This is a genomic window from Sulfobacillus harzensis, assembly GCF_012933365.1.
GTDB lineage: Bacteria > Bacillota > Sulfobacillia > Sulfobacillales > Sulfobacillaceae > Sulfobacillus_B > Sulfobacillus_B harzensis.
The window spans coordinates 1-10,197 of the sequence record NZ_JABBVZ010000115.1 but is presented as its reverse complement, the minus strand read 5'-3'; the positions used below and the strand labels follow the sequence as shown (position 1 = coordinate 10,197).

Sequence of the window (10,197 nt, the reverse complement as noted above, 5' to 3'; positions counted from 1 at the left end):
ACCACAACCGTACCAACGGGGGGATTTTTTCCTCAACTGTCAAAGTCCGCCGAAATCACATCTCTACAGGACGCTCCCAGGGAGATGAACTATGCGTTATCGCTAATTATTATACTCAGATCGCCTGCGAGTTACCGTACCCACCGCCGCTTGCGGCGAACCCCCTTGGCATTGGGTGGGTCTTCCGTCACGGCGACCAGCCCGGCCCGTTCCAGCCGTTCCAGCCACCGCCACGCTTGGCCGCGCCCGACACCGAACACTTGGGCAATCAAATCGGACGTGACGGGCATCCCGGAGGGCCACTGCCGGACCGTCCGCAGAACATCCGGCCAGGTGGCCGGTTCGGATCGCACCGCACGACTCACGGCGTGCGATTGTTCACGGTGGGCCATCGGCACAACCGGCAGATTGCGGCGCCGCATCGGGGGCGGGGACCCACGCGGCTGGCGCCACCGGCGCCACATGGCCCGGAGCGTCGGCATTTCAAAGTCGGTTGCCATGGCGTCCCCTCCCCTTATTACATTGTAGGGGACGGAACGACCAAAGTCAAAGAAGGTCAAAGCGACCGAAGACCCGATGCGCTCGGCTCGTCGGCTCACCAATCGCTTAACTTAAATTATCTGGCCAGCAATCCGTCGTCCGCCAGCCTGGCTTATCCAGCAGTCGGCGGTCGCAGACGACAGCGGCAAATCTCACAGCTGCCTGCACGTCTGCCTCTTCTAGCGTGGGAACGATCCGTTGCAGCTCATGGGTGGTGTCCTCGATCGTGCGAAACTCGGCTAGCAGCTCCAAGACCTGAGTAACCGAAATCCGCGTATTACGCAAGGTCGGCTTGCCAATCAGCACAGCCGGATCTTCTTGAATGCGAGCCGCTTCATCCGCTGTAATGATATCCCAGTCCCGTTCCTCCAAAACCATGGATCTTGCACCTCCTCTTATTACGGCAACCTTATCATCTGATTAGATGCATCATGGCCTTCCTTGAGATATTGCGTCAAGAGTAAAATCGCTTGTCTCTGGTTGCGCGACCGAATAAAGATGATGCCGACATGGGACATGTTGTCTCTGTATACCAAGGTTCCAAAATCTCCATCATTGGTCACAACAATATAGTCGTTCTTCGCTGCCCAGTCGAGAATATCGATGTCTGGATACTTTGGACCGAATATGGAGAAAGCCGACTCCGCCTCGAATCCAAGCTCCCGAATTGCCTCAACCATATCGTTCCCGAAATTCGCATTGACCAAAAACCGCACGACTACACCTCCCCAAACAAAAAACCCCCGACCCCGGCTCTGAGCCGGAATCGAGGGTTCGGGAGGTTCTAGAGTGTGCTGCTCACGGTCGGATTCGGCGAGAACTGTACCACCGGGTAGGGACAGTCGTTGGGATCGTAGACTTCCTGATAGCCGACCCCATCGGGCTGCACTTGCTGACTGCACGACTGATTAGCCCCGGACCCGACGCAGGTTGTAATCACTTTCTCCAACTGCGTGTGATCGATGGCCCAGCCTGGCCCCGGCAGCAGCGTGTTCGGCGGCGCCCCGCCTGCCGTCACCCAGTTGTCGTGGGTCGGCGGATGCACGGGCTGTCCGTGATACGTGCTCAGCAACGGCTTGGGCATGCACCGGTCGAAGATCTGCGGCCCGGCGGATTGCGTCGTCGTCGTGACGGTCACCGGCTCGCATTGATCCGTGGTGACCGGGATCGTCACGGACTGGCAGGTCTCGCCCGTTTGCACCTGCTCCGTCCCGGTGCGGTACTCCGTCTGATAGGTCGTCACGGTGCGGTAGGCCGTATAGGGCACCGAGACCACCCGAACCCCGGTGCGGGTCTCAGGAACATAGACGGTATAGGTGTACGTCTGTCGTACTGTGCGGTAGGCCGTATAGGCTTCGCGCGTGTAGGTCGTCCGTGTGGACCAGTAGCCGGAATTGACCCAATATGAGTACGTCTGCCAATAGCCGGAGTTGACCCAGTATGAGTACGTCTGCCAATAGCCGGTGCTGACCCAGCGGCACACCCGCCGCCTACTCACCCAATAACAGTCGTACCGTCCTCCCGTGCTCACCCAACGCCTGCCTGTCGCCCAGTGGCTCGTATTCACCCAGACCCTCGTCGTAACCGGCACCGTCCGGTAGGCCGTATAGGGCTGCTTGACATAGCGCACCCCGGTTCGGGTTTGCGGCACCTGCACCGTGTAGGTATAGGTCTGATCCTCCTGCCGATAGGCCGTATAGGCTTGGGTGGTCGTGACCGGCACCTGCACCGCAGACGTATAGGTCTCGGTCGTATACGTCGGGGTACACCGATTCTCAGTCGTATACGTCGTCACCGGGGCCAGTTCTTGCCCGGCCGGGCAGCTGGTCGGTTGACTGGGCGCCGTGTAGCCGGTCGTCGTCGTGGTGGTCGTGGTCGTCGTACTGCCGGTCGAACTCGATGGCGGACGGGATGTCGCGCAGCCGGACGCCGGCCCGAGGTAGTTGGCCCCGTTGCGCACAACCCCGCTGGCATTCGCATCCCCGCACGCCGCGGACTTGATGCGGGTCGGCTCGTAATAGGCCTCCCCATTCCCGGCGCAGCTGACAAAAATCGACGGCCCTTGGCAGGACGTTGTGTTGCTGCCGCAGTTAAAGGTCTCGGAGGACTCCGGGCAGCCTGCCGGGTACGTTGTGGTTTCCCACCCGTTGATGCACGCCCCCGCCGTTCCCGTGCAGGACCAGTTCGAGTTGTAGCAATACGATGGGGCCGGATTGGCGGCGCAAGGATTGGAACTGCTAGAGCCGCTACTACTACCCCCGGACGATGTGGGGGTGCCCGTGTTATTGCTGCCGTTGTTGTTGTCGTTGATGCTCGTGGGCGGCGATCCCGTATTCGATGATTCGCTCGATGTCGATCCCCCGGATGTCGGGCTACACTCCGGACCGCAGGTCACATAGGCATAGGCCGTATTCGTCTGCCATTGCCAATGACCGCTCCCCCAGCGTCCGTGACTGCCGAACGTTAAGACCCCGACCATGACCCCCACGACGATGGCGGCGAGCCGGACTCGCCGCCGCCATGCGTTCATCGGTCACCCCTCCTTTGACCCGGCTTAGGAAACGGGCTCCGACCACAGGACTTGCGCCCGGCCGGTGTGCCAAATCGGGCCGTTTGGATGTTAGTCTATTCCATAGGTGTCCCACGGGCCGAAGAACCAGTGGAAGTCCACCTGATAGGCCGTGTTCAGTGGATCGCTGTTCCCCAGGGCGACCACCTGCGTATTCGTCGGCAACCCCGTCACCGTAGTTGATCCCGCCGCACCAATGGCATAGAGCGTCGTGGCCTGCGCCGCCAGCGCCGCTTCGGGGGTCGGCAGACTGATCTGCCCCTGACGGTTCGGCGCCGTGCTGACGAGAATGGGACTCTCATCGATGTCCGCCGGACTGGTCGCTGTCACATCCGCGGCGGCGGAATTCGGCGTCACGACGAATACGGTCGAAAAGTGCCATTGGCCGCTGGCGTTCTGTAATGCGCGCGCAATGGCCGCGCCCGTTTGGACCGGGTTGCCGTTGCCGATGCCTTGGACGTGCAGGTGTCGGGCTAGCAGTGCCTTCCGCAGCGCCGGGGTGTTGGCCGGCCCGACCAGGACCGCCGTCGTCGCATGGAGCCGCGCCATCGCGCTCAGGACGGGCTGGCCCAAGACCGTCGGGCTCGCGCTCAAGAGAATCGGCGCATGATCCGCATAGGCCAGCGGATTGGCGGCCAAGACCGCGTACTCATCCGCCCAGCTCGTGCCGCTCGGCGCAATGACCACCGTTGTCGATGGCGGTCCGTACAAGAAGGCATCCGCCTTGGAGACCGGCAGGGCCAGGTTGGCGGCGGCCGTCGTGACGGGCGAACCCGCGGCCGTGGGCGGTGCCGACGCATGGGGCACCGTGATGGCACCCGATGTCACAGCCTCGCGCCACTGATGATGGGCCACTTGATAGGCGGTCAAGACCGCAACCCGAACGGTCTCGCCTGCTTGAGCCGTATAGGTGGCGGATGGGCGGTAGGGCCGAACGATGCGCCAGCGATGATGTGCGCCCTCCGCTTGGAACTGATACCGAACCAGGACGCGCCTGGCCGTGATCGCGCGCGCTTGTACCGTCTGACCGACGGCCCGCACCATGACCCGGCGAATTACGGATCGAAAGCGCACTTGCGCGGCCGCATGAATCGTCGGACCGCACGCGGCGGCGCTCAGCAGCAAAACTGCCCCGGCTCCGCTCCAGACCGCGCGGCGCAAGAATTTCGTCATGACCTATTCCTCGCTTTCTGCCTGCGTCTTAGCTACAGGCACTCACAAAACAATCCCCGGCCCGAGCCGGGGATTAAGGAACCGTATGAAGAACGCTCGAATACTACTATTATAGATCATCGACAACACTGATACGAATGCGTAGCGACCTTGGACTCACTGTCCAGCGGCGTACTGAGTCTCCCCACGGATAAATCCGGGGGGGGGGGTTCAGGCATAGCGCCACACAACGCAGGTCACGATCACTCCCCCAGTAATTCCGGCCACAAGCCATAACAACTCAATCATGAGGCTTGCGATTACGCGCCGTAACCCCACGGTGTCCGTTGGCAGCGTCGTGGCCCAGTCCATGACTGCCATTGACACACCGATGAGTATCAAGCCGAATACCACAAGCATATGGCCCCGCTCAAAATAGCTCATAGTTTCTTGGTACTCCCTTCGTGACGGACGTATCCTGAAGCAAAATAGCCGAGAACAGGGTGCGTCAACTCATGCTAGACGTGGCATTCATTGCGTTCGGTATTCTAAGCGGATTGGCATTCAGTATTGTGTGGCGACTCGTCCTCGTGAAATTACGGGTCATTTTGAGGTCGAATGATTCATACGAAGCTGATCTATCTCAAGACCGCGAGAAACAGCGCACCAAGTCGGCGATGCGTCGCAACGTGTGGCACCCTGTTGGCGAAGAGGCTGCGGTACGTGGCCTACCGATGGCCTTATGGCTGTTCTGCCCGCGAATCGCCGTACTGAACATTCTGGGGGTGGCAGGGATCTATGCTGCGGCGTGGATCGCTAGCCATATCGTCGAAACAGGCAAGCGTTGGTATTCATTCAAAGTGCTATCTCATCTGAGTTCGACTGCGTCGATTGTATGGACGGCCGCGACGATGGTCGGACAAACGCTATCCTATAGCTTGGCGTGGCTTGTGGCGAGCTTTGGCCCGCTAGTCGGATCTCCCTGGCATCGCTCTGTCTTGATCCTCATCAGAGGGTTTCTTGCCGGAAGTTTGGTACATGCTCTCCATAATTTCTTGATTCTTGACCCTGGTTGGTTTGGGCAAGGCTATCGTCGCATTCGGCTCATTCACTCTATGAAATCATCGTCTCGGTGATAACGCCACCATCCCACAATCGCTCCCGTAACCGGGCACAACGTCGCAAAAAACCACGGATGGGGATGCGAATGGATGACGAACGTCCAGACAATTCCGGTCAGTCCCAGAGCAGTGACCACCATCGCGGCACTAGGGCCATGGCGCCATGGGCATGAAAAGCGATGACTCCAAAGCATCCAGAGCCCCACTAAACAGGCAACATCCCCAAGGCTCATCATAGCGGAAAACGCCCAGTTCATCCCAACCCTCACCTCGCTTTCTCTCGGTGTCTTAACAACAGGCTCACAAAAATCCCCGGCGCGACGCCGGGGACTCAATCGGGCAGCTCCCAGGGGCTGTCAGAACAGTACCGACGATATACCCGGCGCAAGAGCCATTGCGCCCGCCGCGGGGCGGTCCACCAGAACGGGCCAATGTGCCGGGTAATCCGAGCCTGCTGAATCAGCATCGCGATCACTAAGCTGCCAAGCGCCCCCGTAAACACCAGATGCCCTGTCAGCGGTGCGGGCAGTACCCCTTGCAACGGCCGCAGACGCCAGGGCGGCCCCGTCGCCGCCCAAAGCCCCATGGCCTCCAGCATTCCCACAGCCCACAGGAACCACCCGGGGGACATATCCGGACCGCCGTGATACCAGTAATATGAGCGCCAGTAGTGGCGGCGGAGAAAGGCCAGGGCTTCCTGAAACGTCTGGAGTTCCAGCGTTGTTCGAGTCGGCGGCGCGGTCCGGTGCTGCGCTTCGCGATACCACGTCCGGCAGAGCTGATGGGTGGCCCACCAGACCTGCGCCCATGGCGAGGCATCGTTCGGTTCCGGTGCGGCAGACGGCGGACGGCGGTGCTTCATCATCGACCTCCCCGAAGCGATCCCGACAACCTCACGGATTCGTATAGACCGTAGTAGGAGACCATGATCCCTTTGGCGATCCGACGGCGTCATCCGCCATCACCTCCCATAAAATTGGCAATCTTTGGGACAAGCCAATCCCATCAACGTCCGAGGTTGGCCAGCAGCGATGCAAAAAGCAGCCCCGCGAGGGCGAAACCTGCCATAGCGAATCCTCGGGCTTGCTATACTGTGAGCATGAATGCCTTTTGGACGACGGTTCTCGAAAATGTTGCCAGCCATGAACAACGATGGCGGCGATGGCTGTCGCCGCATCGCCGCGTTTGGCAAATGAGTGCAAAGAACCCCCCGACCCTACCACGATCACGCGGCGGACGCCTAGCTCGATCAACTGCGACGCCGACTCACGGAGCCACGTCATGATCAACCGTTCGCGCCATTCCGCATCAAGCTGCACGACCAAATCGGCCGTAGGCAGTTGGGCATCATGGAGCAGCCGATACCAGCGCCAGACGTCATCGGACGACAGGTCGAGCACCGCAAACCCCCTCCTCTATGTCTCCGCAGCCCCCGATTAGTGGCTCGGCGCCTGCTTGAGATCATTCTGCGCTTGGCTCATCGTCTGCGCCCCCGCCGGCGCCACGACCACGATGCCCGGGGCGTTCGCACAGGGACTCCCACGAATGCCCGCATCGGAAAGGCTGTTACACCCCATTATCGTCCGAGGCCCACTGGGGACGAGACCAAGGCCAATCCTCCGAAAGAGAACCCAGCGATCGCGAATCCCCAAAACAGGATTACGCCAAGACGATTCGGACGCTCATGGCGATTCAGTTCCATAAACATCATCAGCCCGTACACGCTCACGAGGATCGCGATTCCCCACCAGCCGTTCAATGTGTGCCAAATGCGCAAACCGAGCATCCCTGATTTACCTCCTATGCGTTGTTCAGTACACTGATCCTAACGGTCGCATTCGTCCTCGTCAGCGTTCTTGCGGTCAACGACCTGCCCCGTATGACTCCGTTTGTTCGTACCCTCGTCGTTCTTGGCACAGGATGGCTTGCTGCCAGCTGCGCCCACGGTTTGCACAATCATCTACTGCTGTCGCCGCATCGCCTGGGGCAAATCTACCGACGGTGGCATCAGATTCCCGTCACTCCAGCGAGGAACCGGCCCCGTAAAAGATGAAGATGGCAATATGACATGCAATGACAGCCACCACCAGCACAGGCCAGTTGCGGGCATGATGCACGGCAATGGTCCATACGGCCCATGTACCCACGAGCAGGAACCAGATAACCGGCGCACCCATCAGACGATAGGCGGGTTCCTTCACCCGCCGCCAGTATTGATAGCTGATGACCAGGCTGGCCAGTGCGGCGCCTGCGATCAGTCCACTCATTGCCCATATCATCCCCTCATCGCCTGCCGCAAATCCGCCTGCGCTTGGCTCACCGTCTGCGCCCCGGCGGGGGCCACGGCCACTTTGCCCGTCGTGCCGATGAAAGCCAGCGTCGGGAAGGTTTGCACATTCCACGCCGCCTGCGTGGCGCTCGGTGCGACATACACGTGGATCGTGGAGGCTGAGAGCGTCCCAAACGTCTTGACGTATTGCCGCATGGTCGCTTCCATGCCCGCTGTCGTGAGTGCCCCGCCCGTGCCATCATGGCCTGAAAACGGCGGGTTCTGCGGTCCGGGATCACCGATACCGCCTTGGGGCGAGACATCCACCACATCCACCGCCACGCCCGGGGTTTTCGCCAAGACCGGCAGCACGTACTTGTCTTCGTACGCGCAATACAGGCACCAGGACGCCATCGCCATGACGACGGTGCCTTTGGACCCCCGCGCCAAGGTCGTGGGCTGACCCTGCAACGTATCGACGGTGGTGGAAAAAGGAAAGGCCGTGCCGACCGCAAACGTCCTATTCGTTGGGGCCGTCGTCGTGGGGCTCGGACTCGTCGATGGGGTGACGGTTGCGCTCGGTGTCGGATCGGGCCTGACCGCCGGACGACTCAGCAGCACGCCGAGACCAAAGCCGCCCGCGACCATGCCGCCCGCCGCCACGACTGCCAAAACCCCGGCAATATTTTTCGAAATGCTGACGTGTATAGCCACAATAATTCGCCCTCCATCGTGCGCGGCCCATAGTTTGCAAGGAACGGAGACCGCATGAAAAAACCGACGCCGTAGCGTCGGAGTGCAGAACCGGACTGCTGCCGCGTGGCGGTGCTTCAGTCAGAATTCGGGGTCATGCTTGGCGGTTCCAATGTCCGACGAGGGGGCAATTCCCCACGTAGAGTCGTTACCGAGAAATGGTCATGACCGAAGCGCCATATACAACAGCTGACCATACCAACGATAGGAATACCTGACCGATGACCATCCCTCGATCAATACCGTCAGTATGGCGAGCGGTGGTGATGTACTGTGCGATCCAACTTTCTTGGAGCATGATTGTTGGCCAGGCCCCTAACGCCCAGATCAATGCTAGGAATGGCCATAGAGTTGACTTCACCTCATGCCGGTCAATTAAGCTTATAGCGAGCGTTAAAGCCCAACCCGAAAAAAGTGCGGGAAACCACAAAGCAAGCCAATTCAATATGCGATGCACGCGTCGCCAAAAGGAGAATCGAAACATCAATGTCATCCCTTTCGCCCGTTTTGCAATTCGGCAACGAACTATTGAACGAGATCCAAGCCTCCATACGCACAGAATTTATTTGGTTTGCGATTTTAGGAACATGCGATTTGATCTTTACCGTTATGGAACGACTTGCCCGGGACACCCCGTATGAACTCGTCGTCGCGGTAATCAAGTGGGCCTTTTACATAGGCACAGCATTGGTGCTACTCCGAATACTGACCAACCTATTCCATCAGTTGGCGGGGAACTATTCGTTCCTGTCTTAGCAGCCTTTGAACAAAGGTGTCAATTGTCAGTTTCTAAGGTTTGTTCACGGAGTGACATCCCCCGCAAAAGTTTCAGCGCCGTGCCTACGGTAACCGCCCCCGGCGGCACCGCCTCCACCCGGCTCGGGCATTGACGACGGCCCACGTGGGGAAGCGGCGAACGTGCCACGCCTGCCGGGTTTGGGCCGGGGCCACATAGACATGAATCGCCGGGTTCCCTGCCAAATGGTAGGCCTGTACGTAACGCCGCATAACGGCCGCCATCCCGGTTGTCGTCACGGGATGCCCGGCGGCATTGTGGCCGTGAAACGCCGGGCTTTGCGGACCCGGCGTCGCGATCCCGCTGGCCGGCTCCACGTCGACCAAGTCAATGGCTATACCGGGCACCTGCGCGATGACGGGCAGCACATACCGCACCTCATAGCCGCAGAGGGCGCTGCCGGGCGCCAGCGCCATGACGACGGTTGCTTGCGTCCCCCGCGTCAGCCGGGTCGGGCGGTCCGTGACGGACAGAACCGATGCGTGCAACGGGAAGGCCGCGCCCGTCACGAACGGCCGACGCAAGGGCGGGATACCCTGCGCCACGCGGGGCGGTTGGATGACCGGCTGCGCCGTATGGGATGATAGAGTCCGCCCGATCAGAACCCATACAAAAATGCCCAGCAAGGCAAGGCCGAAGAGCAACAGCGGGATAGAGACGGACTGACCGCCGATGGGATGCCGCATGAGAAACCTGCCTTTCTTAACACACGCAACCCCCACGCAGGGGTTTGCCATCCAAAAAAACCGCCCCCACCGGGGGCGATGCAGGTTTTGCGGAGATTTTGGCGGTACAAAGGGTACAGAAAACCACCGGTGCCGATCACCGTAAGGCTATCTTACCACTTATCCCACGGGCTGTCGAGATGGGGATTCGACCCCCGGAACAACGGCTTTGCAGGCCGCGCCTTTAGACCGCTCAGGAGCCTTTTCATTTAATCCGAACCCGCACGGCGCGCGGGTTTGACGCATTGGACGCTGCGATTTTCCTACACTAA

14 protein-coding genes are annotated in these 10,197 nt (G+C 60.1%); 1 reads left to right on the top strand and 13 read right to left on the bottom strand.

Translation table 11 applies throughout. The features are described 5' to 3' along the window. Positions 1-131 precede the first annotated feature (131 nt). The 6 genes from HIJ39_RS19450 to HIJ39_RS19425 all read right to left on the bottom strand — a co-directional run bounded on the left by HIJ39_RS19450 (position 132) and on the right by HIJ39_RS19425 (position 4,705). Positions 132-500 (bottom strand): hypothetical protein, encoded by a 369-nt coding sequence (locus HIJ39_RS19450; RefSeq protein ID WP_169102664.1) that lies wholly within the window; start codon positions 498-500, stop codon positions 132-134. A 106-nt stretch (positions 501-606) separates the two neighbouring features. Further along, positions 607-918 carry a DUF433 domain-containing protein gene (locus tag HIJ39_RS19445; protein WP_169102662.1) on the bottom strand — a complete coding sequence of 104 codons (312 nt, stop codon included), beginning with the start codon at positions 916-918 and terminating at the stop codon, positions 607-609. Positions 919-938: 20 nt separating this feature from the next. Beyond that, positions 939-1,256 carry a DUF5615 family PIN-like protein gene (locus tag HIJ39_RS19440; protein WP_169102660.1) on the bottom strand — a complete coding sequence of 106 codons (318 nt, stop codon included), beginning with the start codon at positions 1,254-1,256 and terminating at the stop codon, positions 939-941. Between the two features lie 68 nt (positions 1,257-1,324). Next, entirely contained in the window at positions 1,325-3,070 is a 1,746-nt protein-coding gene (locus HIJ39_RS19435; protein ID WP_169102659.1) for a hypothetical protein, read from the bottom strand. A gap of 90 nt (positions 3,071-3,160) precedes the next feature. Then, positions 3,161-4,282 carry a cell wall-binding repeat-containing protein gene (locus HIJ39_RS19430; RefSeq protein WP_169102657.1) on the bottom strand — a complete coding sequence of 374 codons (1,122 nt, stop codon included), beginning with the start codon at positions 4,280-4,282 and terminating at the stop codon, positions 3,161-3,163. A 210-nt stretch (positions 4,283-4,492) separates the two neighbouring features. Then, positions 4,493-4,705 carry a hypothetical protein gene (locus HIJ39_RS19425; protein WP_169102655.1) on the bottom strand — a complete coding sequence of 71 codons (213 nt, stop codon included), beginning with the start codon at positions 4,703-4,705 and terminating at the stop codon, positions 4,493-4,495. Positions 4,706-4,776: 71 nt separating this feature from the next. Between HIJ39_RS19425 and HIJ39_RS19420 the strand changes: the two genes are divergently transcribed. After that, a complete protein-coding gene (locus HIJ39_RS19420; RefSeq protein WP_169102653.1) occupies positions 4,777-5,397 on the top strand; it encodes a hypothetical protein in 621 nt (206 codons plus the stop codon). Here HIJ39_RS19420 and HIJ39_RS19415 read toward each other — a convergent pair. From HIJ39_RS19415 to HIJ39_RS19385, 7 genes are all read right to left on the bottom strand, one after another. After that, positions 5,370-5,639, bottom strand: a complete 270-nt coding sequence (locus tag HIJ39_RS19415; RefSeq protein WP_169102651.1) for a hypothetical protein — start codon at positions 5,637-5,639, stop codon at positions 5,370-5,372. The two genes, HIJ39_RS19420 and HIJ39_RS19415, sit on opposite strands and share 28 nt — an antisense overlap. 74 nt (positions 5,640-5,713) lie before the next feature. Continuing rightward, entirely contained in the window at positions 5,714-6,247 is a 534-nt protein-coding gene (locus HIJ39_RS19410; protein WP_169102649.1) for a hypothetical protein, read from the bottom strand. A gap of 28 nt (positions 6,248-6,275) precedes the next feature. Beyond that, positions 6,276-6,782, bottom strand: a complete 507-nt coding sequence (locus HIJ39_RS19405; protein WP_169102647.1) for a hypothetical protein — start codon at positions 6,780-6,782, stop codon at positions 6,276-6,278. A gap of 176 nt (positions 6,783-6,958) precedes the next feature. Continuing rightward, the gene (locus HIJ39_RS19400) at positions 6,959-7,168 is read right to left on the bottom strand and encodes a hypothetical protein (protein ID WP_169102645.1); all 210 of its coding nucleotides are present in this window, start codon (positions 7,166-7,168) and stop codon (positions 6,959-6,961) included. Positions 7,169-7,400: 232 nt separating this feature from the next. After that, entirely contained in the window at positions 7,401-7,649 is a 249-nt protein-coding gene (locus tag HIJ39_RS19395) for a hypothetical protein (protein ID WP_169102643.1), read from the bottom strand. Positions 7,650-7,657: 8 nt separating this feature from the next. Then, positions 7,658-8,365: a TlpA family protein disulfide reductase gene (locus tag HIJ39_RS19390; protein WP_338055252.1), complete on the bottom strand. Its 708-nt coding sequence runs from the start codon at positions 8,363-8,365 to the stop codon at positions 7,658-7,660. A gap of 879 nt (positions 8,366-9,244) precedes the next feature. Further along, positions 9,245-9,886, bottom strand: a complete 642-nt coding sequence (locus tag HIJ39_RS19385; RefSeq protein ID WP_169102641.1) for a hypothetical protein — start codon at positions 9,884-9,886, stop codon at positions 9,245-9,247. Positions 9,887-10,197: the final 311 nt, after the last annotated feature.